Raw genomic sequence first — 26,027 nt, 5'->3', positions numbered from 1 at the left:
CGCCGTTTTCACGCTCGCTTGGAAGCGCTTCCATCGACTCTCACGCACCAATCCGCGGTTACAGCTTGATATCGAAGGGCTTTTGCGTTGCGATTCCCGTCGTTCTCGATGCATACTGTAAGCGCTTGCAGTCCTTGCAGGCCACCAGTACTCAGAGAGGCACACACCAATGAAGGTGAACAAGAGGGGCATCGTCGCCGCCGGCGTCATCGCGATCGTTTCGACTCTTTCCCTGGCCGGTTGCTCGACCGCGACCGACGGCGGCGACGCATCCGAGGGTGAGAACGGCGGCACGCTGACCGTCTGGGTCGACGCCGAGCGCGTCGACGCGCTGCAGAGCGCCGCCGACTCCTACGAGGAGAAGACCGGAGTCAAGGTCGAGCTCGTCGGCAAGTCCGTCGACGACATGAAGGACGACTTCATCCAGCAGGTGCCGACCGGCAAGGGCCCCGATGTGGTCATGGGCGCGCACGACTGGCTCGGAGAGCTCTCGACCAACGGCGTGGTCGCCCCGCTCGAGCTCGGCGACTCGTCGGCCGACTACCTGCCCGTCGCCCTTCAGGCGGCGACCTACGACGGAACCGTCTACATGCTTCCCTACGCGGTCGAGAACATCGCCGTGCTGCGCAACGCCGACATGGTGCCCGCCGCCGCGACGAGCTTCGACGACATGGTCTCGAAGGGCGCGTTCGTCGTCGAGCAGGGCACCGAGGGCAACCCGTACCACCTGTACCCGTTCCAGACGGCGTTCGGCGCTCCGGTCTTCGGCACCGACGACTCGGGCAGCTACGACTCCGCAGATCTGCAGCTCGGCAGCGAGGGCGGAACGGCCTTCGCCGACTGGCTCGCCGCTCAGGGCGCCGCAGGCACGCTGAACACCGACGTCGACGGCGAGATCGCCAAGCAGCAGTTCCTCGACGGCACCGCGTCCTTCTGGCTGACCGGCCCGTGGAACGTCGGCGCCGCAGTCGACGCCGGCATCAACGTCGCGATCGACCCGATCCCCAGCCCCACGGGTGAGACCGCGTCGCCGTTCGCCGGCGTCAAGGGCTTCTTCGTGAGCTCCGAGTCGAAGAACAAGGTCGCCGCGAATGACTTCCTCGTGAACTACATCGGCACTGAAGAGGTGCAGCTCGAGCTGTTCGAGGCCGGCAACATCCTCCCCGCGCTGACGGCCGCCGCCGATTCCGCCGCCTCCGACCCGATCATCGCCGGCTTCCAGGCCGTCGGTGCGGATGCCGTCCCGATGCCCGCGATCCCCGCGATGGGATCGGTCTGGGAGTTCTGGGGCGTGGCCGAGGCCGCGATCATCAACGGCTCCGACCCGGCGTCGACGTGGCAGAAGCTCGTCGACGACGTCACCGCAGCGATCAAGTAAGACACCCAGCACCATCCCTGCCGGGGCGGACCTCGTCCGCCCCGGCAGCTCGACGACGGGGACGAGATGACAGACACCGCCGAGCCCACGGCTCCACTCACCAAGCGCCAGCGCCAGGCCGCCGGCATCGCCGAGGCCGCATCCGGGCCGATCGGCTGGATGCTCCTGAAGATCCTGCTGCTGGCGATCGTCGACGCCATCGCGCTGTATGCGGCGTTCGTCCTCTTCGGGCAGCAGGAGTGGCTGGTGCTCGGCCTGGTCGTGGCCGTCACCGTGCTCGTCAACTACATCTACTTCTCGCGCAAGCGCATCCCCGCGAAGTACCTCACGCCCGGCATCATCTTCCTGATCATCTTCCAGGTGTTCACGCTGCTGTACACCGGGTACATCGGCTTCACCAACTACGGCACCGGCCACAACGGCACGAAGGACCAGGCGATCTCGTCGCTCCTCGCCTCCGCCCAGGAGCGCGTCGAGGACTCCCCGACGTACCCGGTCACGGTCGTCGAGCAGTTCGGCACCTACGGCCTGCTGGTGACCGATCCCGACTCCGGCGACGCGCTGCTCGGCACGGCCGAGCAGCCCCTGGAGGAGGTCGACGCCGAGTTCGACGGCGACCAGGCTGTGGCCGTCGACGGCTGGACCACGCTGCCCCTCGCGAAGGTGTTCACGCTCTCGGAAGAGCTGGAGAAGCTCTCGGTGCCGTTCAGCGACGACCCCAACGACGGCAGCCTGCGTGCGCCCGACGGCCAGAAGGGCTACCTGTACGTCTCGACGCTCGAGTACGACGCGGATGCCGACACCATCACCGACACCACGACCGGCGCGGTGTACTCCGACACGGGGGAGGGGTCGTTCATCGCCGAGGACGGCGCCGAGCTGCTCCCCGGCTGGCAGACCACCGTCGGGTTCGACAACTTCGTGCGCGCGGTCACCGACGACTCCATCCGCGGCCCGCTCATCTCGGTGACGATCTGGACCTTCGTGTTCGCGGTGCTCTCCGTGGCGACGACGTTCTTCCTCGGCCTGCTCCTCGCGCTGGTGTTCAACAACACACGGATGCGCTTCCGCAACGGGTACCGGATCATCCTGATCCTCCCGTACGCATTCCCCGCGTTCCTCTCCGCGCTCGTCTGGGCCGGGATGATGAACGAGAGCTTCGGCTTCATCAACCAGGTGATCTTCGGGGGAGCGGACATCCCCTGGCTCACCGATCCGAACCTCGCGAAGGTCTCGGTGCTGCTGGTGAACCTCTGGCTCGGCTTCCCCTACATGTTCCTCGTCTGCATGGGCGCCCTCCAGGGCATCCCCGAAGACGTCAACGAGGCCGCGGTGATGGACGGCGCCAACCCGTGGCAGGTCTTCCGGCGCATCAAGCTTCCGCTGCTGCTCGTCACGGTGGCGCCGCTGCTGATCTCGTCGTTCGCGTTCAACTTCAACAACTTCAACCTGATCTACATGCTGACCAAGGGCGGGCCGCGGTTCGACGATGTCAGCATTCCGGTCGGGCACACCGACATCCTGATCTCGATGGTCTACAAGGTGGCTTTCACGGGGCAGTCCCGCGACTACGGCCTCGCCTCCGCGTTCACGATCCTGATCTTCATCGTGGTCGCGACGATCTCGATCATCAGCTTCCGCAAGACCAAGGCCCTCGAGGAGCTGAACTGACATGAGCACCACGGACATCGGCACCACCGCCCGCACCGTCGCCGTCGAACAGAACCTCGCGCCGCGTCGCCGCAGCTTCGGCGCATGGTTCGCCGACACCGGATGGCGCCATGTGGTCGCCATCGTCGTCAGCGCCTTCGCGCTGTTCCCGCTGCTGTACGTCGTCTCGGCCTCGCTCAATCCGAGAGGAACACTGACCGGATCGAACCAGCTGTTCTCGGCGTTCGGCTTCGACAGCTACGTGCGCATCCTGAGCGACCCGCAGAACCCCTACGGGCTGTGGTTCCTGAACACGCTCGTCATCGCCGTGGTCACGGGAGCCGTGACGGTGTTCATCGGCGCCCTCGCGGCATACGCCTTCTCGCGCATGCGCTTCGCGGGTCGCCGCATCGGCCTCGTCACGATCGTCGTCGTGCAGATGTTCCCGCAGCTCCTCGCCGTGGTCGCGATCTTCCTGCTGATGTCGACGCTGGGGGACTGGTTCCCCGCGATCGGACTGAACACGCACACGGGGTTGATCCTCGTCTACCTCGGCGGCGCGCTCGGGGTGAACACCTATTTGATGTACGGGTTCTTCAACACCCTGCCGATGGAGCTCGATGAAGCGGCGCGCATCGACGGCGCCGGACACGCGCGCATCTTCTTCACGATGATCCTGCCGCTGGTCGCGCCGATCCTCGCGGTCGTCGCGCTGCTGTCGTTCATCGGCACGGTGAACGAGTACGTGATCGCGAGCGTCATGCTCGTCGATGTCGAGCAGCAGACCCTGGTGGTCGGTCTCACCAAGCTCGTCGCCAACCCTCGATACGCGGACTGGTCGGCCTTCTCGGCCGGCGCGGTGATGGCCGCCATCCCGGTGATGATCCTGTTCCTGTTCCTGCAGCGGTACATCGTCGGCGGACTGACCGCGGGCGCCACGAAGGGCTGATCCGCGATCATGGTCGCAGCGTTCGCGGCGTTGCGATCACCCGTCGTGCGACGGCGGCCGTAGCGTGTTGGCATGACGCGTGTGGCCGGGCGGAACGTGGCGATCAGCTGGGTCGCCGGAGTGCTGTGCGCGGGCGTGATCGGCGCTCTCGTCTGGTTCTCGATGCCGATCGTGCCGGTCGTCGCATCGTTCGTCGGCGACACCCTCCGTTCGACGCTTCCCTAGCGATCACGGGCTGCACGACACGTCGGCACGCCTCCCTCGGGGTGCGGTCGGGCGGCGGTAATCTCGCAATGCACACATCCGATGAGAGGCGCACCCCCATGAGTGACCCCGAGGTTCCCCAGCCCGAGCGGCCGAAGGACGTCAACGACGTCGTCGACAGCGCGAACGCTGGACTCGACGCCGCCGCCGCAGCGGGTGCAGGCGTGCATGGCACGCCCGCGGACGCTGCGCACGACACGTCGGCTCCGACACCTGCCCAGCCCGCCGTCGACCCGGATCTCGCCGCGTTCGAAGCCGCCGAGAAGGATCACCCCGGCACCTTCGCGACGCCCGAGCTCAACGACCCGAAGTACCTCGACGCAGACGACACGACGACGTCGCGGAACACGGATGCCGACACGACGAAGTCGTTCGGCACGGATGCGGACGCACCCCCCGCCTACACGCCGCCGGTCGCGCACGAGCAGTCCGCTCTCGCCGGAGCCGCGTACTCGTCGGCCGACCACACCGAGACCCGGATCGTCCCGTCCGAGCCTGCCGCCGCCGAACCGGTCATCGCGCCGGTCCAGCAGCAGCCGATCTTCGTCCAGGCTCCCGAGCCGCCCCGCGAGCGGGGAAACCGCGGCACCGCCGGTGCGATCGGTCTGCTCGCGACCGTCGCCTTCGCGATCCTCTACCTGGGTGCGACGCTCGGCCTTCGTGCCGTCGCGGGTGACATCACGGGCGAGAACATCGGCGAAGCGGCTCTCGCTCCGCTGATGACCTGGGGCTTCTGGGTCCCCGTCGTGGTGTTCTTCCTCGGCTTCTGGCTTCTCGGAGCGTTCATCAACCGCGGACGCTGGGGACTCTGGGTGGTCTTCGGCATCATCGTCGGGCTCATCGCCTACGGCGGACACATCCTCGGTGCTCTCTTCGAGGCGCCGTTCTGGCTGCTCACGGCTCGGGAGGGGAGCGAGCTCATCGGAGCCCAGCTCTTCCACCCGCTCGCCATCGCGGCGTTCGTCTTCGGCCGTGAGCTGACCATCTGGTTCGGCGCGTGGGTTGCCCGCAGCGGGGCGCGCAAGACCGAGCTGAACGCCGAGGCGCAGCGTGAGTACGAGCGCACGCTCGAGGCCGGTCCGACGCTCTCGAGGTAATCACGAACATGTCATCGCCGAACCCCCGTGGACCCGCGTCCCCGGGGGTTTCGGCCATCCTGGCTCTGGTTCTCGCCACGATCAGCTTCTTCGCCCTGGCGGTGTTCGGCCTCGGCGCGCTGAGCGTGGCCACCGACCGGGACATCATCGCCGTCCCTGGCCTGGGGCAGGTGCCCGGAGCGGTCGGGATGCTCGCGGCGGTGGTGGCGTTCGCGCTGTCGCTCTGGGGGTCGCTGCGGCGATCGCATCCGTCGTTCCTCGCGGCGCCCGCCGTCGCGCTGGCCACGGCGCTCGCGCATCTGGTCGTCGTCTGGATCGCGGTCGCGGTCGCGAGCGGTGACCTGATCGTCGCGACGGTCGTCGCGGGCGATCTCGTCCGTGGCGGGGCGAGCGCGGTGCTGTTGGCCGCCGGGGCCATCGCCGCCTGGGGCGGCATCGCGCTGCGCCGCACGCGCGCGCAGCAGCCGCAGTGGCCCTGGGAGCGCGACGACGAGGAATGACGCCCCGCCGTCGAGACGAAATCTCGGCAGCAGCGGTGCACGCGCCGTACGCTCTACGTGTGGAGCGCTCGTTGGAGACGCAGGTCGACCAGGCCGTCGAGGCCTGGTTGCGGTGGGTGCCGCGCTGGGAGCCGGCGACCCATCGTGGTCGGGTCGCGCCCTGTCGGCGTTGCCTGGGCTCGCCGATCCTGTCGGCGGCGGGCATCGGCTCGAACACGCCGCACGGCGTGCAGCACGGCCTCTCGACCCGGATCAAGACGATCGTCGACCATGCCGTGGCCGAGTACACCGCAAGAAACCTCCCGATGCTCCAGCGCGAGCTCGACCAGCAGGCCGCACGGAACCGGGCGCGCAGCTACCGTCCGGCCGACGGGCTGGATCCGGAGTTCGACGGACTCCCGCTCGATCCTGAGCCGGTCCCCGGTGCGCCGTTCCTCTTCACGATCGCGGGACTGGCGGACGAGGCGGTCGACGATCTGCCGCCGTTGCCGCCGCTGAGCGACGAGGCGAAGGTGGCGCTGCGACAGGAGGTGGCCCTCGCCGACGAGTACGCGAACATGGTCGGCCGTGAGATCTGCGGCATCCTGCTGCGCCACCGCATCTACATCCAGGCCGCGATCTCGCAGCATGTCGAGCCGCAGATCGAGGCGCTGCTCGCCGAGCTCACCGATTCGCTCGACTCCCCGTTCGACTCGGACCAGGCCTAGCGACCGCCGCTGAGCGGCCTTCATTTGACCACCACGTTACGCGGCATTACACTTGATCAGGTGTGTGCACGTCTCGACGTGCGCGCTGGGCGTCGGCACCATGCCGGTCCGCCCCCACGGCATACCCACCACCACAAAGGCTCGTCGATTCCGGCGTGCCGGTGGGTCACTGATGTGAAACCCATCACGCTGTCACCGTGCAGCACTATGAGGAGAGAACGTGCCAACCATTCAGCAGTTGGTTCGCAAGGGTCGCTCGCCCAAGGTCTCGAAGACCAAGGCGCCTGCACTCAAGTCGAACCCGCAGCAGGCCGGGGTCTGCACCCGCGTCTACACCACCACCCCGAAGAAGCCGAACTCGGCGATGCGCAAGGTCGCTCGTGTGAAGCTCCGCAACGGCACCGAGGTCACCGCCTACATCCCCGGTGAGGGTCACAACCTCCAGGAGCACTCGCTGGTGCTCGTCCGTGGAGGCCGTGTCAAGGACCTCCCCGGTGTCCGTTACAAGATCGTCCGTGGCGCCCTGGACACCCAGGCCGTCAAGAACCGTAAGCAGGCTCGCAGCCGCTACGGCGCAAAGAAGGGCTGAGTCCAATGCCTCGTAAGGGTCCCGCCCCCAAGCGTCCCGTCGTCAACGACCCGGTATACGGCGCTCCGATCGTCAGCCAGCTGGTCAACAAGATCCTGGTCGACGGCAAGAAGTCCCTCGCCGAGTCGATCGTCTACAACGCCCTCCGTGGCGTCGAGGCGAAGAACGGTCAGGACGCCGTCGCCACTCTGAAGAAGGCGCTCGACAACGTGCGCCCGACTCTCGAGGTCAAGAGCCGCCGCGTCGGTGGCTCGACCTACCAGGTTCCGGTCGAGGTCAAGCCGCACCGCGCGAACACCCTCGCGCTGCGCTGGCTCGTCAGCTACGCCAAGGGTCGTCGTGAGAAGACGATGACCGAGCGTCTCCAGAACGAGATCCTCGACGCGTCGAACGGTCTCGGTGCAGCGGTCAAGCGCCGCGAGGACACGCACAAGATGGCCGAGTCGAACCGCGCGTTCGCTCACTACCGCTGGTAAACAGCTTCGCCCGCCCCCGATCACACATCAGGGGCGGGCACCCCCCTCTTCGCAGTACGACTGCACAAAAGATAAGGACACTCCTGTGGCACAAGACGTGCTCACCGACCTGAGCAAGGTTCGGAACATCGGCATCATGGCTCACATCGATGCTGGCAAGACCACCACGACCGAGCGCATCCTGTTCTACACGGGCGTCAACCACAAGCTCGGCGAGACCCACGACGGTGCCTCGACCACCGACTGGATGGAGCAGGAGAAGGAGCGCGGCATCACGATCACGTCTGCCGCCGTGACCTGCTACTGGAACAAGAACCAGATCAACATCATCGACACCCCCGGTCACGTGGACTTCACGGTCGAGGTGGAGCGCTCGCTCCGCGTCCTCGACGGTGCTGTCGCCGTCTTCGACGGCAAGGAGGGCGTCGAGCCCCAGTCCGAGACCGTGTGGCGTCAGGCCGACAAGTACAACGTCCCCCGCATCTGCTTCGTCAACAAGATGGACAAGCTCGGCGCGGACTTCTACTTCACCGTCGACACCATCATCAACCGCCTCGGCGCCAAGCCGCTGGTCATCCAGCTGCCCATCGGTGCGGAGAACGACTTCATCGGCGTCGTCGACCTCGTCGAGATGCGCGCGCTCGTCTGGGCGGGTGACTCCAAGGGTGACGTCACCATGGGTGCCTCCTACGAGATCCAGGAGATCCCGGCCGACCTCAAGGAGAAGGCCGACGAGTACCGTCAGCAGCTCCTCGAGACCGTCGCCGAGACCGACGACGCGCTGCTCGAGAAGTTCTTCGGTGGCGAGGAGCTGACCGTCGCCGAGATCAAGGGCGCGATCCGCAAGCTCACCGTGGCTTCCGAGATCTACCCGGTCCTCTGCGGTTCCGCGTTCAAGAACCGTGGCGTGCAGCCGATGCTGGATGCCGTCGTCGACTACCTCCCGAACCCGCTCGACGTGGGTTCGATCGAGGCGCACGACCCCAAGGACTACGACACGATCATCGAGCGTCACCCCGACGCGAAGGACCCGTTCGCGGCTCTCGCGTTCAAGGTCGCCGTGCACCCGTTCTTCGGTCGCCTGACCTACGTCCGCGTCTACTCGGGACAGCTCGACTCCGGCGCTGCGGTCATCAACTCGACAAAGGGCAAGAAGGAGCGCATCGGGAAGATCTTCCAGATGCACGCCAACAAGGAGATCCCGGTTCCCTCGGTCACCGCCGGCAACATCTACGCCGTCATCGGTCTGAAGGACACCACCACCGGTGACACCCTCACCGACCCGGCCTCGCCGGTCGTCCTCGAGTCGATGACGTTCCCCGAGCCCGTCATCGAGGTCGCGATCGAGCCGAAGACCAAGGCCGACCAGGAGAAGCTGGGTGTCGCCATCCAGAAGCTCGCTGAAGAGGACCCGACCTTCCGCACGGAGCTCAACCCCGAGACCGGTCAGACGACCATCAAGGGCATGGGCGAGCTGCACCTCGACATCCTCGTCGATCGCATGAAGCGCGAGTTCAACGTCGAGGCCAACGTCGGCAAGCCGCAGGTGGCGTACCGCGAGACGATCCGCAAGGGCGTCGAGAAGTACGACTACACGCACAAGAAGCAGACCGGTGGATCGGGTCAGTTCGCGAAGATCCAGTTCAACATCGAGCCGCTCGACCTCGACGACGAGAAGACGTACGAGTTCGTCAACGCGGTCACCGGTGGTCGCATCCCGCGTGAGTACATCGGCTCGATCGATGCCGGCTTCCAGGACGCGATGAACGTCGGCGTGCTCGCCGGATACCCCATCGTGGGTGTCAAGGCGACCATCGTCGATGGTGCTGCTCACGACGTTGACTCCTCGGAGATGGCGTTCAAGATCGCAGGATCGATGGGCATGAAGGAAGCCCTTCGTCGGGCGAACCCGGCGCTGCTCGAGCCGCTCATGGCGGTCGAGGTGCGTACTCCCGAGGAGTACATGGGCGACGTCATCGGCGACCTGAACTCGCGTCGTGGCCAGATCCAGTCGATGGAGGACGCCGCAGGCGTCAAGGTCGTCCGTGCACACGTCCCGCTGTCCGAGATGTTCGGCTACATCGGCGACCTGCGCTCGAAGACCTCGGGCCGCGCCGTCTACTCGATGGAGTTCAACAGCTACGCTGAGGTTCCCCGCGCTGTGGCCGACGAGATCGTCCAGAAGCACCAGGGCGGCGGCGAGTAACACTTTCCTGGGAGCCGGGTTCACGCCCGGCTCCCAGGTCCCCTACAACTTCACATTCCCTCTCTACTAAACTGAGAACCTAACCCGTAGAGATCCGGTCGCAATCCAGTGCCCGGTGACCTCTACACGACGTCCTGAGGAGGACCAAGTGGCTAAGGCCAAGTTCGAGCGGACCAAGCCGCACGTCAACATCGGAACCATCGGTCACGTCGACCACGGCAAGACCACGCTCTCCGCAGCGATCTCGAAGGTGCTTGCTGACAAGTACCCCTCCGACACGAACGTGCAGCGCGACTTCGCTTCCATCGACTCGGCGCCGGAAGAGCGCCAGCGTGGAATCACCATCAACATCTCGCACATCGAGTACGAGACCCCGAAGCGCCACTACGCGCACGTTGACGCTCCCGGCCACGCCGACTACGTCAAGAACATGATCACCGGTGCTGCTCAGATGGACGGCGCGATCCTCGTGGTCGCCGCCACCGACGGCCCGATGGCTCAGACGCGTGAGCACGTGCTGCTCGCCAAGCAGGTCGGCGTCCCCTACCTGCTCGTCGCACTGAACAAGGCCGACATGGTCGACGACGAGGAGATCCTGGAGCTCGTCGAGCTCGAGGTCTCCGAGCTGCTCGCCTCGCAGGGCTTCGCCGAGGACGCTCCTGTCGTCCGCGTCTCCGCTCTGAAGGCACTCGAGGGTGACGAGAAGTGGACCCAGTCCATCCTCGACCTCATGGAGGCCGTCGACAACAACGTTCCCGACCCCGTGCGCGACAAGGACAAGCCGTTCCTCATGCCCGTCGAGGACGTCTTCACGATCACCGGTCGTGGAACCGTCGTCACCGGCCGCGCCGAGCGTGGCACGCTGGCCATCAACTCCGAGGTCGAGATCGTCGGACTCCGTCCGACTGTCAAGACCACGGTCACGGGTATCGAGATGTTCCACAAGCAGCTCGACGAGGCATGGGCCGGCGAGAACTGTGGTCTCCTGCTCCGTGGCACGAAGCGTGAGGACGTCGAGCGCGGTCAGGTCATCGTCAAGCCGGGTTCGGTCACGCCGCACACCGACTTCGCCGGTACCGCGTACATCCTGTCCAAGGATGAGGGTGGGCGTCACAACCCGTTCTACACGAACTACCGCCCGCAGTTCTACTTCCGCACCACCGACGTCACCGGCGTCATCACGCTGCCCGAGGGCACCGAGATGGTCATGCCCGGCGACACCACCGACGTGACGGTCGAGCTGATCCAGCCGATCGCCATGGAGGAGGGCCTCGGCTTCGCCATCCGTGAGGGTGGACGCACCGTCGGCGCCGGTACGGTCACGAAGATCATCAAGTAAGCATCTGCTTTCTCGCACAGGGGTCGGGCCTTCGGGTCCGGCCCCTGTGTCGTACCCGGGGCAGTGGGCCTCGGGGCGGTTTCTCGGTGACTTCGCGGCGAGATGCGATCGACGATCGATAGCATGGCCCGAGTCTGTCCGCAGGCGTCGTCGCCCGGCCCCGGGCATGAGAGGAACGCGACCATGACACAGATCCACGTGGGACCGCCGCCTCCGCGAAGCCATGCGCGGCTGTGGATCTCGACGCTGCTGCTCATCGTCTACTCCGCCTTCGTGCTGCTGGTGACGATGTGGCCGCAGCCCGAGCAACTCGAATTCGACAGCATCGCCGGGCGGGTGCTCCGCGCACTGCACAACCTCGGGGTGCCCGAGCGGTTCGGCTACAACGAGCTGGAGTTCGTCGCCAACATCGGCATGTTCGTGCCGCTCGGATTCCTGCTCGGACTCGCGCTCGCGCGCAAGGCCTGGTGGCTCGCGATCTTCCTGCTGCCGGCTTTCTCCGGAGCGATCGAGTTCACGCAGGGCATCGCCCTGGACGAGCGCGTGTCTACCGTTCTCGACGTGCTGTCGAACACGGTCGGCGGGTACCTGGGGCTGCTGCTCGCGATGATCCTGAGGGCGATGATCCACGCCAGAGATCGCACCATGATCGAACGCGAGCTGTGGGAGCGTCGCGCTGCCGCGGCCGAACTGCAGCGCCAGAATGAGGCTCGAGCCACAGCGCGCTCGGCAGAGGGAGCACGGCGTGCTGCGGTGTGGGCGGAGGAGCCCGACCCGGTGACCCGCGTCTTGGACGCGGACTTCTGGGAGACGGGCGACGCTCCTACGGTGCGGATTCCTGTCTGAGGCGCGAGCAGGCGTCAGGTCGAGTCGTCGGAAATCTCGGACGGTCACCGTTCTGACCGATATTCTCCAGGACTGTAGGCTGATCACAGCCGTATCCGGTGCAGCCGCGCCACCCCCTGACCGTCGATCGAAGTTGCTGGCCCGCGCCCGTGGGCTCTGAAGGAGTTTTATGTCCCGCTACACGGGTCGCGATATCGCGTCTGCCGCCGTGTTCCTCGTGGGGGGCAGCATCGCCGCCACCCTCGCGCTCGTGGGGTTGACCGACTGGGCGGTCGCCGTGGTCGCCATCCTGGCTGCACTGATCGGCGTGTTCGCCCAGCTTCAGTTCGCCAGTCGACGAGGCGCCATCCGCCGGCTGGGCCAGCTCTCCCGCTCGGCCCGCACCGCAGCGGATCAGACGGCGGACGTCGCACGAGGTCTCGTCTCCGACATCTCACTCAGCCGGAGGGAACTCTCAGCTGTGAAGTCGGAGGTGGCCGGCGTGCAGAGCGAGCTCGCCGCGCTGCGCGAGTCTCTCGAGAAGCAGGTCGCGTCCGCCGCGCCCGCGCTCCCGAAAGCGAGCGAGCAGCGGACAGCGAAGGCCGTCACCGCACCGGCCCCTGTCGCCACGAAGCAGGTCAGTGCCCAGACCTCGGCGACCAAGAAGTCGATCGGACTCGTCGGATTCTTCGGTCACGGCAACTACGGTGATGAGCTGTTCGTCGATGTCTTCCAGCAGTTCCTCGCTCCGACGTTCGACATCCAGATCATCCCTGACCTCGAGCGCCAGCCCTACTTCAGCCGTCCCGTGGAGGAGAAGGTCGCTGAGGTCGATGCCATCGTGATGGGCGGCGGCGATCTCGTCCAGCAGTGGAACACCGACCCGCGCTACTTCGATCGCACCTACCTCCAGAAGCCGTTCTACGTGGCCGGAGTGGGAGTGCCGATCTATCACGGCTCCGAGAAGCACAAGGAGAAGCCGCACATCATCAACCGTCTGCGGAGCTTCTTCGGCCACGAGAACGTTCAGCTGATCGGGATGCGCGACGATTTCGGTGCGAACTGGATCCGCGAGAAGCTCGAGCCCACCGCACCGGTGACGAGTGAGCCGGACATCGTCTGCTCGCTCGACCTGCCCGAGGTGACGAAGCCCGCAGGGCAGCCCATTCTCGGAATCGTCACGCGCCAGCGGCGCGTCGACACGCCTGACGACTACACGAAGCTCGAAGAGCTGGCCGCACACGCGAAGCGGCGTGGATTCCGCATTCGTCACATCATCCTCGGCACGGGTTCGGTGGGCGAGCGCGACTTCGCGAACGCTCCGGCGCTTCAGGTCGAGGACAAGGAGGTCGTGCACTCCGAGGACCTCGACGTCCTGACCCGCGCGATCGGCGAGTGCACCGTGCTCGCGAGCATGAAGTTCCACGGGACAGTCGTCGCGACCATGTACGGCGTGCCGTCGATCGTCCTGGTGCCCACGAACAAGAACCGCGCGTTCATGGAGCGCATCGGGCGGAGCGAGCTCGTCGCGGCTCACCACTCCGACAAGCTGATCGAGATCTTCGGTGAGACAGGCCCCGCTCCGATCGATCCGCAGCAGGTGGCTATGCTGCGCGAGAGGTCCACGGCCTTCATGAACCGTCTCCGCGACCAGCTGATCGAGGAAGTCGAGCACTCCGGCTCCGCGTGACATGAGGCGCGCACGGCCCAGGATCGAAGGTCGGGTCCATCCCGACGTCGGCCCTGGGCCGAGCGAAATGGCAGTAGAGGATATCGGGGGAGATGGATATCAGATGAGCACCGAATCACAGTCAGGCACACCGGTCGCGCGATCGCCCTACCGGGGGCGGCCTGGTCGTACTTTCTGGAAGAAGTCCATCTCGGGTCGAGATGTCACCGACCTGCAGGGCATCTACACGAAGAAGTTCGAGATCGATCCGAGCTCCTCCGTGGCTACCGCGGGCAGCTGTTTCGCACAGCACATCTCCCGGTACCTGCGCGGGGCCGGCTACAACGTCGTGGACGCCGAGCCCGGACCCGGCAACGTCGACGTCGAACTGCTGCGAGAGCACGGCTACGGCGTCTACTCCGCCCGCTACGGCAACATCTACTTCGTCCGGCAACTGCTGCAGCTCGCCCAGGAGGCGTTCTCCGGCTCCGTGCGCGAGGACATCGCCTGGCAGCGGGGCGATCGCTGGTTCGACGCACTCCGTCCTGCCGTCGAGCCCGAGGGCCTCGCCAGTGCTGCACACGTGGAACGACAGCGCGCCGAGCACATCGTCGCAGTGAGATCGGTCCTCACGGACTCCGATGTCCTCGTCTTCACGCTGGGGCTCACGGAGGGATGGGAGGATGTCCGATCCGGAACGATCTACCCGACCGCTCCCGGCACCATCGCGGGCGATTACGATCCTGACCGTTACCGGTTCCACAATTTCACCGTCTCCGAGATCGTGCAGGACTTCACCGAGTTCCGCACCCTCGTGCGGACCGTGAACCCCGGCATCAAGTTCCTGCTGACGGTTTCGCCCGTCCCGCTCGCCGCGACCGCAACCGACGACAACGTCCTGGTCGCCACCACCTACTCCAAAGCCGTACTGCGTGCAGCGGCGGGGATGCTGGCATCGGAATTCGATGACATCGACTACTTCCCGTCCTACGAGATCGTCACCTCCCACGCGCCCGGCAATGAGCCGTTCGACGAGACCGGGCGAAACGTGCGGCCCGAGACTGTCGAGAAGGTGATGGCCTACTTCCTGTCCGAGCATGTGGCGCGAGGCGCCGAGGCGGACGCGGATGCAGATGCCGAACACCCGGTCGCCCCTCCGGCGTCCCCCGAGGCCGCCGGCCGGAATCCGAAGTCGGCCGACTATGAGGCCGTCGACGAGCGCGTCTTCTGCGAGGAAGCGATTCTGGAGGCTTTCGCCGATGAGGATTGAATTCGTGGGGAACTCCCACCTGGGAACCATCGCGCCCGCGCTGACGAAGGCGCGAGGCGATCGAGATGTCGCGCACTTCATCTCGCGAACGTACGGGACTGTCGATGCGGTCGTCGTCAGCGACTCGGGCACGGTCGAGCTCCCTTTCATCAAGCTGGAGGATCCGCCGCGATACGGCGCGGAGATCGATGTGCGACGCGCCGACGCCGTCGTCGCGGTCGGCCTCAACTTCTCCTTGGTCCAGATGGTCAAGCTCTGGCAGAGCTTCGCTCCCGTCGACGCCGTCGGAGACTACGGAGTGCCGTCGCTCAGCGACGCGGTCTGGAACGCGTATGTCGATGCGGCGTTCGACCAGATCTTCATGGCGCGCCTCACCCGACTGCTGGTGGACGTCGGAGCCGCGCAGGTGATCGTGATTCCGCAACCTGCTCCTGCGGAGTGGGTGTCTTCGAGAGACGGCGAGACGTTCGCACTGTACGGGCGCCTGGCGTCGAGCGGCGACTGGAACAGAGTGCGCTCGGACTTCGCGCGACAGGTGCGTCGGCTCGAGGACGAGGGTGTGCGGGTGTTCTCACAGCCCGGCCCGACTCTCACCGCCGACGGTTTCACCGAGAACGTCTACGCGATGGGCGATCCCTCCGACACCGGAGCCGATTCGTTCTATTCCCGTGGAGATTTTTACCACATGAACAGGTCTTTCGCCGCCGCGCTCGCGACCGGATTCTACGATTGGCTCGGTGAGCCGGGCCAATCGCCGGCGAGTGGCGACCCGATGAAGGCAGGATCGTGACAGCCACGAGCGGAGCTCTGCTGACCCGTCTCGGAGGCATCGACGTCCTCTCGTGGAACCCGCTGCGAACGGCCGAGGGCGAACCCGGCGGCCGTCTGGTCAACAACTTCGGAGATCTGCTCGGACCTCTGCTGGTGGAGCGGATACTCGGTGACCCGAGCATGAGGGCGTCTTCGACGGGGACCTCCGAGGCACCGGTGCTGATCACGATCGGTTCGGTGCTTCACTTCGCACCGGAGGGCGCGGTCGTCTGGGGCACCGGGGTGAACTTCAAACTCGCATCCAAGCTGCCGCCCCACTTCGAGACGCTCGACATCCGCAGCGTTCGGGGTCCCCACTCCGCCCGTCTCATCACGGCCAAGGGGTGCAGGGTGCCGGCCGTGTTCGGCGATCCTGCGCTTCTGCTCCCGCGGTTCATGCCGGAGCTGAGAAGCTGGGGCCGTACCGGAGCGGGCGGGATGCTCATCGCCCCGAACCTCAACGACTTCGAAGAGATGTCGCAGACCGCGACCTCGCTCGGCTACACAGTGCTCGATCCGAGAGCGCCGTTGAACGCAGTGCTCCGGACGATCGCCGGGAGCGGCTTCGTCGTGGGGAGTTCGCTGCACGCCATCGCGATCGCGGATTCGCTCGGCATCCCGGCCCGCTTCGTGGTGTCCGCCGCCGAGGGAGCACTCAAGTACCGCGACTATCTGGCGGGAACCGGTCGGCCGCTCACGAGGATCTCGGGGGACATCTCCGCTGCCATCGACCTCGGCGGACACACGGCGCCGGACGTCGACCTCGACGCCCTGCTCTCCGCATTCCCACACGACCTGTGGGGTCGTGCATCGTCGTCCGCGCGACCCGCCGTCTTCGACGACCGCGACGTCATTCTCGCGGCGTGGGCCGACGTGGGTGTCGCGTCGGGACCCGACGAATCCGGGAGCCGTGACCACTTCGTGCAGGAGGTGTTCCCTCATGTCGTCGAGGCGGGCCGCGCCCTGATCGAGGGCGATGACGGGACGGTCCGCTCCGTGTCTCGTCGTGCATTCGACGGCAGCTTCGCGGAAGCGCACGCATACCGACTCGCGCTGGTGCCCGGACTCGAGCACACGGACCTGTCGACGGCCGATGCAGGCCTGCTCGCGGCGCTCGACGGAGGGGACCCCGACAGATTCCTCCGCGCACTCTGGCTCGAGCGCGAAGGGCCGCACGCGCTGATGCGAGCTGTGCGCTCGGCTGAGGGGCTGCACGTCCTCTCGATAGCCCTGCGCGTGGGGACCCCCACCAACGAGGTGTCCGCCATCGAGGTGGTCTGTCAGGATGACGCCGGCAGGGAGAGCACCGCCGACCTGCCCGTCTTCGCGATGTACCACCGCCAATGGTCGATCGACCTCACCGCATCCGTCGCCATGGGCTCGGAGGTCGAGATCGATTCGGTCATCGTCCGCGTGACCCACGCGGACGGGTCATCCTCGCAGATCCCCGTCATGCGGGGGACCCAGGACCAGAGCACCCTCGTGGGGTACCCGTCGCTCGCGGACTCCGTGCCGTGGCGGGAAGCCGGTGCCGACATCAGTCTTCAGAATGGGACATTCACAGCGTGAGCGGAAAAATCCACGTCTTCCCCGCCTGGGCGCAGAATCCGTATCTGAACATGCTCTATGTCGGGGCACGCTCGGAAGGATGGCGCGTCGAGGGGTCCAAGACCATCGAGACGCTGGTCGACGCTCTGCCCGGCCTGACGGACGGCGACATCTTCCACATCCACTGGACGAGTCCCATCGTGAACTCGGACGGCACTCGTGACATCGCAGAGCGCTCCCTCAAGCGCTTCGCGGGGATCCTCCTGAGGCTGCGCAAGGCGGGCGTGCGGATCATCTGGACCGTCCACAACACGCTGGCTCACAACACCCCGTATCCGGACCTGGAGGTCAAGCTGGCGCGCCTCCTCGCGGAGCGCGCCGATCGGATCATCCAGCTGAACGCCAGCACCAGCGAGGCCGTCTCGGAGTTCTACGATCTCCCACCCGAGAAGATCGTCACCCTGAGGCACGCCAGCTATGCGGGTATCTACTCCGACCCGCCCTCCCAGGACCAGGCCCGTGAGCTTCTCGGGATACCGTCGTCCGCATCGGTGGTCGGATTCGTCGGGCAGATCCGCGGATACAAGGGCATCCCGACCCTGCTGCGCGCGGTGGGGAAGGCGTCATCCCACGTCGACGATCTCGTTCTGGTGCTCGCCGGAAAGACGGCACCCGAGGAGATCGCTCTGATCGAACGGGAGCTGCCGACGGGCGTGCCGACCGTGCGACGGCACTCGTTCATCAGCGACGCGAACATCTCGGCGTGGTTCGCGGCGTGCGACGTGCTGGTCTTCCCCTATGAGCGCGTGCTCAACTCCGGCAGCGTCCTGCTCTCGGCGACGTTCGCGCGACCGTGCATCCTGCCCGCCGAGCCTCATCTCATCGCGGAGTACGGCGCGCAGCCGTGGGTGACCTTCTACGACACCCGGCGCGATCCCGTGTCTGCCCTGGCGGACACGATCGCGGCTGCCTTCCCCGTGAGGGAGGACGTGCGAGCTGCGGCGACGCGATTCGCATCCGAATACTCGACGCTGCACATGGCCTGGGACTATGTGTCGATCATCGAGGACCTGACCGACTCTTCCACGCAGACCACGGAGGTGCCATGAACGAGGTCGCTGATCTGAGCGTGGTCGTCATCTTCCCCGAATCGCCCATGCATGTGAGCGACCTCCTGTGGTCGACCCTGCGAGAGGATTCCCCGACCCTGGACGTCGTCGTCGTCGTCGACGGGCGCAGCAGCCCGGACGTCGCGTCGGTCGTGCGCACGGCGGCGCGCTCTGATGCGCGTGTTCACGTGATCGACGCGGACAGCGCACGGGGGCGAAGCGCAGCGCTCGCCGCTGCTCTCGAGCGCTGCTCAGCCTCCTGGGTGACGGTCGCGGATGCCGACGGGCTCTCGATCCGGGGCGGCTACCGAGCCTTGGTCGCCAGCCTGCAGGCGTCCGGATCGGACATGGCTGTCGGAACCGCGGAGTCGATCGCCAAGCACCGCTACCGGATCGGTCGTGCAGTCGACGGCGCGCTCGACACGGACGCGACGAGCATCCTGCTGGAGGACCGGCCCGGCCTGGTCTCGGATGACATCCTGTGCGGCAAGGTGATGCGGCGCGATCTGATCCGTTCGCTCGTGCACGCGGAGGATCCGTGGCTCGAGGAGCTTCTCGTAGCCCGGCTGTATCTGGCTGCGGGCCGCGTCGATATCGTCTCGCGTTCCGTCGTCTTCTGCCGGGAACGTCCGAGCAAGAGCCCGGCTGCACCGATGTCCTCGCGCTGGGTCACGGACGAATCTCGCATCTGGGCTGCGCTCGCCGCTGCTCCGCTGGCAGTGCGCCAGTCGTATGCCCGCGAGGTGATCTCCCGTGACGTGCTGAACCCGAAGGCGCTCGATCTCCTCGCCGCCGGTCAGGAACGACCCGATGCGAAGGCTCTCGTCTACGATCTCGCGCGAGACCTCTCGACGACCTCGTTGTCGAATCTGACGATCTGGAAGCGCTGGCAGCTCGCGCTGATCGCGATGGGCCATGCTGCCCTGGTGGACGTCGCACGGCCCGATGGCCGCCCCATCGGGGTCGACGACGTGCCGAGCTTCGATTCGACCCCCCTGCTCGTCGACGCCTGGGCCCCGCTCGGGCTGCGCGGGGAGGAGGACCTCCGGGACGCGTTCATCGAGCGATTCGTGTCGCGACCCGGGGCGACATCGGGGGAACCCGACACCGACTCCGATGCCATCGACATCTCCGTCATCATCCCCACCTACAACGTGGTCCACTACGTGGACGAGCTCCTCGAGAGCATCCGAGCCTCCGTGGGCGTCAGGATCGAGATCATCGTCGTCGACGACGGGTCGACGGACGGGACTCAGGACAGAGTCCTCGCGCATCAGCGCGCGGACCCCCGGGTGCGTCTGGTGAGGTCTCCCGGGGCGGGCGGCGGCCAGGCGCGCGACGCCGGGATCGAGCTCGCCCGCGGAAAGTATCTCGCGTTCGCCGACGGTGATGACGTCGTCCCGCCACGCGCGTACGCGCACCTGCTGTCGCTCGCGCGCAGGTCGGATCCGGATGTCATCAACGGCAGCTATCTGAAGTTCTTCACGACCTCGACGTGGGACGCGGGCACCGGCTTCAATCAGGCCTATGCGCTCCCTCTCGAGAACGTCACGATCGAGACCCACCCCCAGCTGGTCAGGCACCGGGCGGTGTGGAACCGTCTCATCCGGCGCGAGCACTGGCAGCAGACCGCATTCCCCTTTCCCGGGGTTCCGCGATCGAACGACATCGTCGCGATGACGAGCGTCCTCTTGAGCGCGCGATCGATCGCGGTGTCCCCGCTGCCGGCGTACGTCTACAGAGACCGTCCGGGCGGGGGCTCCATGACCTCGCGCGCGGGCTCGACGGATTACACGGTGAGCTACTTCAGCGAAGAGGCGACGTGCGCCGCGCTGGTCCAGCAACGCGAGTCGGCGCCGGTGACCCGCGAGTACTGGGCGATGGTGCTCAACGCCGACGCCTGGCAGAACATCGGCAAGTTCCTCGAGCGTCGCTCCGGCGACCGCGCCGAGGACCGTCGGGTCGCGGAACAGATCGCGAAGCTGCTCTCGCGTGCGCCCCGCAACGAGCTCCGCAGACTGAAAGCAGAGAACCAGGTCGTCTGGGCGCTCGCCGCGGACGGTCGATTCAACGAGGCGCGGATCATGCTGCGCGCCGAGAAGTCGGCATCCACGCTGAACGCCGACCAGCTCATCCGTGCGCTGTCGGCTGCCGAGGCGCTGCCGACGATCCCTCGGGCCACGATCGACAGCCTCTCACTGAAATACCTGATGCGCCGGTTCATCAGTGATCCGTCATGGCGGACCGATGCCTTCTCGCCGGCCCTGCCGGTGCTGCGGAGACGTCTTCTGGATCCGAACGTCCCCCTTGCTGTCGTTCCCCACAGTCTGGAAGAACGGCTCGCGGGTGCCATCGTCGAGTCAGATGACGTCGACCTCGCCCGGCAGTCGATCAGTCCTCCGTCCGCCGGCATCGCCGCCACGCTGAGAAGCGGGGCGCGGACCACGCTGTCAGGCGCGATGACGGGACTGCGACCCGGGGGAGTCACGCGTCTCGTCGCTCGACAGTACCGAGACCGGGATCGAGTCCGGTTCCCGATCCGCCACTTCGACTTCGACGATCGCACCTGGTCGGCAGAGATCTCCCCCGAGCTCTTCCCTCGGGCAGGGGTGTGGGTGATCGAGCTCGAGTATGAGGACTCACTCGGGATGCGCCGGTCGCCCCTGAAGATCGAAGAGGCGGCCAACCGGTTCTTCCCCGGTCGGTTCCAGCGCCTGACGGCGGCCAGCGCGGGCAAGAACCGCTCCATGATCCGTGTGAGGGACTCGATCGTCGAGCGGGTCGGTCACCGAGCGTCGCGCATCACGGGCAAGCGCGGCTGATCGGCAACCGCCGTCACCGACCCGGCGCGATGGCCGTCACCGACCCGCTGTGATGTCGATCATCGAACTCTCGCGACGGGGTGTCACGTGAGCGTGCGCTTGATCCTTCGAGCGATCGGACCCATCCAGGGAGCGACCTCGATGAGTCTTCTCGCTGCCGGAGCGGCACGCTGTTTGGCGCGCGCCCGCCACGTCGTCGCGACCCTCGCCGGCGTCCCGGGCGTGCTTCCGGCCGCACCGCGAGAGCGCTGAGGCCCCGAGCGCGTCGCCGCGTGCTCCTCGGCGAAGGTGATGGAGAGGTCGATGAGCTGCCGGACGTCGTCGACTGTCGGTACGGGTGACAGCTCGGACGGAAGCGCGCCCTCGACCAGCCGGCGATACAGCACCGCGAAATCGTGTGAGAGCTCTCGCTCGGCTGCGGCCAGCGACGCCGCCGACATGCGGGTGTAGACGTCGGCGTCGGCGACGACCTCGGCGATCTGTCGGGCGAGAGCCTCGGCATCCCCCCAGCCCGTCTTCGCGACGCCCCCGTTTCCATCGGTCACGGCCAACCACGGCAGGTCGTACATCGCGACCGGGAGACCCCGCGCCTGTGCCTCCGGGATCGTGAGGGGGTAGCCCTCGATGATGCTGGTGTTCACGAACAGATCGGACGAGTCGATGGCGGCACTGAGGGCGGCACCATGAAGCGGTCCCACCGCTTCGACGCGGTGCGCGAAGCGTCGCGCCTTCGCCATCCCGTTCAGCCGTGACGCCGTCATGTCGCGCCAGTCGGGGCCGATGATCCGGAGCCGGAAATCGACGCCCATCCGCTCGAGGTGCTCGGCGACGTCGATCAGCTCGCTGACCCTCTTGGTGCGTTGCTGCAGGCGGCCCCACCAGACCAGCTCGACGCGCCGCCCCGCAGGTGGGCGCCGCGGCGCGGTCGCGATTCCGGCAGAGAGCAGGTTAGACGACGGCGGATTGGGAAGGTAGGACACACGCGGCATCCCTCGCAGCTTCCAGAACGCGACGTCGAGTGGCGAGAGAACGACGAGATGCGAGAGCAGCGCGAAGTATCGCGGCGCGGATTCGAGGCGATCGAGACCGAGCAGCAGCGATCGACCGGCGAAGTTGTGCGACCACCCGATCGTGGCGACACCCTCAGCGCGTGCCGCGAGCGCGAAGGCCTGCCACGACGGTGAGTACTGCCACTGGTGGTCGATCACGAGATCCACCTCGTGCTGCGTGCAGATCTCGGCCCACTGGGCGAGCGAGCCGCCCAGGGTGTCCGCCGACACCTCGGCGAAGCCGACGCCGGCCGGAAGGTTCGAGAGATCACTGCCCGGCTCGCGGGCCACGACCGTCACGCGGAAGCCGGAGTCGTGCAGCACCCGAGCCTGAGAGATCACGACGCCGGAGATTCCACCGGTGCGCAGATGGTTCGTTGCGAGGATGATGCTGTGCACCGGTCGAGCGACGAGCTCGATCGCGTCGCCGTGGGCGGCGAGCGTGTCCATCGCCTTCGGCCAGTGCAGGGCGGTCGACTGCACGATGTCGTGGGCGGACGCCCGGGTGTACAGGTCGGCGAACATCGCGTCGCGCAGATCCGCACGGGTGTGCTCTGCCAGGTAGTGGGTGGTGTATCCGATGATGGCGCGTCGTACGGATGCGTAGGTCGAGAGCACGAGGTCAGGGTCGATGCTCGTGCCGGCGACCCGCAGGACGGCCGGCTCGATCGAATCGATGGATCGGATGGCTCCTGCGTAGAACGATGCGGTGCTGAGGTCACGCACCTTCTGGCCGCTTCCGCCTCGCCCGAAGTGATAACGGTACAGGCGGTCCGGGATCGATTCGAAGCGAGCGGCCAGCGCCGCAGCGAGGAAGGAGATCGGCAGGTCGTTGACCCTCGGCAGCACCAGGTCTGCGGGCATGAGCGCATAGGCATCGGCGAGGAGGCGGGTACGGAACAGGTAGCGCCACAACTGCCCTTGGGCAGGGCGATCCAGCGGGAAGAGGCCGCGCAGGACATCGCTGCCTGTGAGAGTGGGGTGCTTCGGCTGCAGGCGTGACTCGAACGGCCCCCCGGTGCGCCCATCGAGACGCACGACCTCGACTCCGAACTGCACGAGATCAGCGCCGGTCTCCGTCGCCTTCTCGAGAGCTGCCCGGGCAGCCGTCTCCGCGAGTTCATCGTCACCGTCGAGGAACAGCAGATGATCGGCCTTCGCCGCGAGGATCCCGACGCGACGAGCCTGGTACGCCGACGCGTTCTGCTGCTGGCGGATGAGTCGCACGCGCGAGTCCCGAGCGCTGTAGCGTTCGACGATCGCGGCGGTGTCGTCGGTCGACGCGTCGTCGACCACGATGACCTCGATCGCTGCCAGCGTCTGCCGAAGACAGCTGTCGAGAGCGGTGGCGATCACGTCGGCATCGTTGAAGACGGGGACGACGATCGAGACGAGGGGAGTCGCTTGCATGTGGTCTCTCGCTATCGGCGCAGCAATACGCGCTTGACTTTGTTCGCCGCCGGTCGAAGCCACGGAGCAGCATCGATGACGCGGTGGCCGATGGGGGTCAGCTTCCGCTCGAGACGCTCCCCGAACGTACGCGGCTGCGACCGAGGGCGGAGTGCTGCGGGCGCGAGCGCCGTCGACCGAGAGGGCGCCGCCCGTGGCGGCGGGGTGCTCCGCTCGGCGAAGAAGACGAGCAGTTCGAGCACCTTGCGTCCGTCGTCGAGCGTGGGCTCGGGAGAGAGCTCCGCTGGAAGGCCACCATGCAGCAGCTGCTCGTAGAGCTGGGCGAAGTCGAACGAGGTGGCGTCAGTCGCGGCCAGGACGGAGGCTCTCGACATCGCTTCATACCGGGCCGGATCCGCGGCGACATCCGCGATCGCCTGGGCGAGCGACTCCGGATCCTGCTGCGCCGTGGTGACGACGCCGGCGTTGTGCTGGATGAGCGACAGCCACGGCAGGTCGTACATCGCGATCGGAAGACCGCGCGACTGTGCCTCGGGGAGGGTGAGAGGGTACCCCTCGATGATGCTCGTGTTGACGAAGATGTCCGACGAATCGATCACCTCGAGGAGATCCGATCCATGCCGAGGACCGGTGGGCTCGACGCGGTCGGCCACGCCTCGGGTCGCGGCCAGATCCCGCAGCCGATCCGCGCTCATGTCGGCCCAGTCCGGACCGACGATCCGCAGCCGGAAGTCGATTCCGAGCCGCTGGAGCGCCGCGGCCACCTCCACCAGCTGCGTGACCTTCTTGGTGTGCTCTTCCAACCGCCCCCACCAGACGAGCTCCAGCCGGCGACCCGCCGGCGCCGGCTTCGCGCTGCGCGGTTCGCCGACGGCGAGGAGGAACGGCGACGGCGGGTTCGGGAGGTAGCTCACGTGACGGATGCCCCGGAGCTTCCAGAACGCCACATCGAGCGGAGAGAGCACCACCAGGTGCGCGAGCGCGCTCAGATGGGTCTGGAGCAGCGTCTGGAGGTCGTTCCCGTTGTACGTGGGGCGGCCTGCGAAGTTGTGTATCCAGCCGATGGTCGCCGACCCTGCCGAGCGGGCCGCGATCGCGAACGAAGGCCAGTCGCGCGAATACAGGATGCGGTGGTCGATGACCACATCTACGGCGAAGCGTCGGCAGAACTGCGCCCACTGCGTCACGCGCTGACGTCGGCTCGTGCCGGTCAGTTGAACGAGCGTGGCGCCTTCGGGAACGAGCGATTCGGCGCTCCCGGGGCGATGCGTGACGATCGTCACCCGGTATCCGGCTCTGAGAAGGAACCGCGCCTGCGTGAGCAGCACACCCGAGACCCCGCCGGTGGTCAGCACATTGGTCGTCAGCAGCACGCTCCGCACCGGCGCGCGGCCGAGTTCGAGACGTTCCCCGTGCGCGACGAGCGCGGGGATCGCGTCGGGCGCGAAGGTCACGGCCGCCGCGATCAGGTCGAGGTCACCGACGCAGGATCGCAGCGTCTCGTGCGCGTGGGCCCGCGCCTCCGGCGGCAGCGCGGCGAAGGCGTCGAGTGCTTCCCCGATCGCGGTGAGATAGCCCGTGGTGTACCCGTCGAGCAGTGGCTCGGGGTCTGCGCTGTGTCGGGCCTTCTCCCGGACGGCCGGCTCGACGGCTTGCAACGACCTGACGTGGTGCATCGCTTGTTCGAGGCGCACCGGGTCAGCGGCGATGTCGCGCTGCTGCGATCGGCGCAGGTACTCGACCGTGCTGACCGCTCCATACGACTCCGCGGATGCGTAGGCCAGCAGCACGGCGCCCCGGTCGTCCATGAGCGGGCCGGAGTCGGTTGCGGACGTCGCATACGCCCGTCGCAGCAGGTCGGTCTGGAACAGGTGTCGCGAGGGCACGAGCTCTGCGACGGTGTCCCGGGGGAGGAGGGCGCGGAGGATGTCGGGTCCGTGGAGAGGCCCCGCCTCAGCCGGGTGCGTCTCGCCCTTGCGGTCATCGGGCGACGTCTGGACGGCGAATCCGACGAGCTGCGCCTGCGATTCCACGGCGCAGCGGTGAAGCCGCATCGCGGCGCCGCGAGCCACGGTGTCTCCCGGCTCGAGCAGCAGCACGTACGGCGCCGTCGCGGCTTCGACCCCCGCCCGCCGGAGCTGCGAGCGGGCGGAATCGGAAGGTCGGGTGATGGTGACGACACGCGGATCCGAGGTCGCCTCTGCGGAGGCGAGTCCGGTTCCGTCGGGGAGCACGCAGACGATCTCGATCTGGGCGAGTGACTGGGTGAGACACGATCGAAGGCTGCGCGCGACGGAGTCTGCTTCTGCGTCGGCGGGGACGATGAAGGAGACGAGAGGAGTCGAAGGCGTCGGCATGAG

20 protein-coding genes and 1 pseudogene are annotated in these 26,027 nt (G+C 66.9%); 18 read left to right on the top strand and 3 right to left on the bottom strand.

What is annotated here, in order from left to right; all coding sequences use genetic code 11:
• Nucleotides 1-169: 169 nt before the first annotated feature.
• The 13 genes and pseudogenes from BMW26_RS13305 to BMW26_RS13250 all read left to right on the top strand — a co-directional run.
• Nucleotides 170-1,378, top strand: coding sequence for a sugar ABC transporter substrate-binding protein (locus BMW26_RS13305; RefSeq protein WP_053097514.1), 1,209 nt, complete (start codon nt 170-172; stop codon nt 1,376-1,378).
• Between the two features lie 66 nt (nt 1,379-1,444).
• Nucleotides 1,445-3,049 carry an ABC transporter permease subunit gene (locus tag BMW26_RS13300; RefSeq protein WP_056279698.1) on the top strand — a complete coding sequence of 535 codons (1,605 nt, stop codon included), beginning with the start codon at nt 1,445-1,447 and terminating at the stop codon, nt 3,047-3,049.
• Between the two features lies 1 nt (nt 3,050).
• Nucleotides 3,051-3,977, top strand: a complete 927-nt coding sequence (locus BMW26_RS13295) for a sugar ABC transporter permease (protein ID WP_053097512.1) — start codon at nt 3,051-3,053, stop codon at nt 3,975-3,977.
• 72 nt (nt 3,978-4,049) lie between these two features.
• Nucleotides 4,050-4,202, top strand: a complete 153-nt coding sequence (locus BMW26_RS17775; protein WP_171821933.1) for a hypothetical protein — start codon at nt 4,050-4,052, stop codon at nt 4,200-4,202.
• A 98-nt stretch (nt 4,203-4,300) separates the two neighbouring features.
• Entirely contained in the window at nt 4,301-5,338 is a 1,038-nt protein-coding gene (locus BMW26_RS13290; protein ID WP_053097511.1) for a hypothetical protein, read from the top strand.
• Nucleotides 5,339-5,346: 8 nt separating this feature from the next.
• Nucleotides 5,347-5,838, top strand: a complete 492-nt coding sequence (locus BMW26_RS13285) for a hypothetical protein (RefSeq protein WP_072591693.1) — start codon at nt 5,347-5,349, stop codon at nt 5,836-5,838.
• Nucleotides 5,839-5,897: 59 nt separating this feature from the next.
• The gene (locus tag BMW26_RS13280; protein ID WP_053099216.1) at nt 5,898-6,545 is read left to right on the top strand and encodes a hypothetical protein; all 648 of its coding nucleotides are present in this window, start codon (nt 5,898-5,900) and stop codon (nt 6,543-6,545) included.
• A gap of 220 nt (nt 6,546-6,765) precedes the next feature.
• Nucleotides 6,766-7,134 (top strand): 30S ribosomal protein S12, encoded by a 369-nt coding sequence (rpsL, locus tag BMW26_RS13275; protein WP_013584051.1) that lies wholly within the window; start codon nt 6,766-6,768, stop codon nt 7,132-7,134.
• A 5-nt stretch (nt 7,135-7,139) separates the two neighbouring features.
• Complete coding sequence (gene rpsG, locus BMW26_RS13270) at nt 7,140-7,610, top strand: 30S ribosomal protein S7 (RefSeq protein WP_050722490.1); 471 nt, start codon at nt 7,140-7,142, stop codon at nt 7,608-7,610.
• 85 nt (nt 7,611-7,695) lie between these two features.
• Nucleotides 7,696-9,816, top strand: a complete 2,121-nt coding sequence (gene fusA / locus BMW26_RS13265) for an elongation factor G (RefSeq protein ID WP_053097509.1) — start codon at nt 7,696-7,698, stop codon at nt 9,814-9,816.
• A 148-nt stretch (nt 9,817-9,964) separates the two neighbouring features.
• Complete coding sequence (tuf, locus tag BMW26_RS13260; protein ID WP_053097508.1) at nt 9,965-11,155, top strand: elongation factor Tu; 1,191 nt, start codon at nt 9,965-9,967, stop codon at nt 11,153-11,155.
• 183 nt (nt 11,156-11,338) lie between these two features.
• Nucleotides 11,339-12,001 (top strand): VanZ family protein, encoded by a 663-nt coding sequence (locus BMW26_RS13255; protein WP_072591692.1) that lies wholly within the window; start codon nt 11,339-11,341, stop codon nt 11,999-12,001.
• A 169-nt stretch (nt 12,002-12,170) separates the two neighbouring features.
• Nucleotides 12,171-13,442: pseudogene (locus tag BMW26_RS13250) on the top strand (polysaccharide pyruvyl transferase family protein); the annotation flags it as partial.
• 71 nt (nt 13,443-13,513) lie between these two features.
• Here the strand turns inward: BMW26_RS13250 and BMW26_RS18090 are convergent.
• Nucleotides 13,514-13,615: a hypothetical protein gene (locus BMW26_RS18090; protein ID WP_350223955.1), complete on the bottom strand. Its 102-nt coding sequence runs from the start codon at nt 13,613-13,615 to the stop codon at nt 13,514-13,516.
• A 158-nt stretch (nt 13,616-13,773) separates the two neighbouring features.
• On the opposite strand from BMW26_RS18090, the gene BMW26_RS13245 reads away from it, so the two are divergent.
• Genes BMW26_RS13245 through BMW26_RS13225 form a run of 5 tightly spaced genes read left to right on the top strand, consistent with a single transcriptional unit; the run spans nt 13,774 to nt 21,208 of the window.
• Entirely contained in the window at nt 13,774-14,919 is a 1,146-nt protein-coding gene (locus BMW26_RS13245) for a GSCFA domain-containing protein (protein ID WP_056279710.1), read from the top strand.
• A gap of 4 nt (nt 14,920-14,923) precedes the next feature.
• Entirely contained in the window at nt 14,924-15,709 is a 786-nt protein-coding gene (locus BMW26_RS13240) for a hypothetical protein (RefSeq protein WP_072591690.1), read from the top strand.
• Nucleotides 15,706-17,298: a polysaccharide pyruvyl transferase family protein gene (locus BMW26_RS13235; RefSeq protein WP_072591689.1), complete on the top strand. Its 1,593-nt coding sequence runs from the start codon at nt 15,706-15,708 to the stop codon at nt 17,296-17,298. Before BMW26_RS13240 ends, BMW26_RS13235 begins: the two co-directional genes overlap by 4 nt.
• Nucleotides 17,295-18,386, top strand: a complete 1,092-nt coding sequence (locus tag BMW26_RS13230) for a glycosyltransferase family 4 protein (RefSeq protein ID WP_056279715.1) — start codon at nt 17,295-17,297, stop codon at nt 18,384-18,386. The genes BMW26_RS13235 and BMW26_RS13230 overlap by 4 nt, the downstream gene beginning before the upstream one ends.
• Entirely contained in the window at nt 18,383-21,208 is a 2,826-nt protein-coding gene (locus BMW26_RS13225; protein ID WP_072591687.1) for a glycosyltransferase family 2 protein, read from the top strand. The genes BMW26_RS13230 and BMW26_RS13225 overlap by 4 nt, the downstream gene beginning before the upstream one ends.
• Nucleotides 21,209-21,291: 83 nt before the next feature.
• Here BMW26_RS13225 and BMW26_RS13220 read toward each other — a convergent pair whose 3' ends face one another.
• Together BMW26_RS13220 and BMW26_RS13215 are read right to left on the bottom strand one after the other, a co-directional pair.
• A complete protein-coding gene (locus BMW26_RS13220) occupies nt 21,292-23,667 on the bottom strand; it encodes a glycosyltransferase (RefSeq protein ID WP_072591686.1) in 2,376 nt (791 codons plus the stop codon).
• Nucleotides 23,668-23,678: 11 nt separating this feature from the next.
• Nucleotides 23,679-26,024 carry a glycosyltransferase gene (locus BMW26_RS13215; protein WP_072591685.1) on the bottom strand — a complete coding sequence of 782 codons (2,346 nt, stop codon included), beginning with the start codon at nt 26,022-26,024 and terminating at the stop codon, nt 23,679-23,681.
• Nucleotides 26,025-26,027 lie beyond the last annotated feature (3 nt).

The sequence above is a fragment of the Microbacterium sp. 1.5R genome (assembly GCF_001889265.1).
Taxonomy (GTDB): Bacteria; Actinomycetota; Actinomycetes; order Actinomycetales; family Microbacteriaceae; genus Microbacterium.
This window is presented reverse-complemented; position numbering and strand designations above follow the sequence as displayed.

Excerpts from the sequence above, each read along its gene's own strand:
- BMW26_RS13305 (WP_053097514.1), top strand. The coding sequence starts at position 170 with ATGAAGGTGAACAAGAGGGGCATCGTCGCCGCCGGCGTCATCGCGATC.
- BMW26_RS13300 (WP_056279698.1), top strand. The coding sequence starts at position 1,445 with ATGACAGACACCGCCGAGCCCACGGCTCCACTCACCAAGCGCCAGCGC.
- BMW26_RS13295 (WP_053097512.1), top strand. The coding sequence starts at position 3,051 with ATGAGCACCACGGACATCGGCACCACCGCCCGCACCGTCGCCGTCGAA.
- BMW26_RS17775 (WP_171821933.1), top strand. The coding sequence starts at position 4,050 with ATGACGCGTGTGGCCGGGCGGAACGTGGCGATCAGCTGGGTCGCCGGA.
- BMW26_RS13290 (WP_053097511.1), top strand. The coding sequence starts at position 4,301 with ATGAGTGACCCCGAGGTTCCCCAGCCCGAGCGGCCGAAGGACGTCAAC.
- BMW26_RS13285 (WP_072591693.1), top strand. The coding sequence starts at position 5,347 with ATGTCATCGCCGAACCCCCGTGGACCCGCGTCCCCGGGGGTTTCGGCC.
- rpsG (WP_050722490.1), top strand. The coding sequence starts at position 7,140 with ATGCCTCGTAAGGGTCCCGCCCCCAAGCGTCCCGTCGTCAACGACCCG.
- BMW26_RS13255 (WP_072591692.1), top strand. The coding sequence starts at position 11,339 with ATGACACAGATCCACGTGGGACCGCCGCCTCCGCGAAGCCATGCGCGG.
- BMW26_RS18090 (WP_350223955.1), bottom strand. The coding sequence starts at position 13,615 with ATGAAGGCCGTGGACCTCTCGCGCAGCATAGCCACCTGCTGCGGATCG.
- BMW26_RS13245 (WP_056279710.1), top strand. The coding sequence starts at position 13,774 with ATGAGCACCGAATCACAGTCAGGCACACCGGTCGCGCGATCGCCCTAC.
- BMW26_RS13225 (WP_072591687.1), top strand. The coding sequence starts at position 18,383 with ATGAACGAGGTCGCTGATCTGAGCGTGGTCGTCATCTTCCCCGAATCG.
- BMW26_RS13220 (WP_072591686.1), bottom strand. The coding sequence starts at position 23,667 with ATGCAAGCGACTCCCCTCGTCTCGATCGTCGTCCCCGTCTTCAACGAT.
- BMW26_RS13215 (WP_072591685.1), bottom strand. The coding sequence starts at position 26,024 with ATGCCGACGCCTTCGACTCCTCTCGTCTCCTTCATCGTCCCCGCCGAC.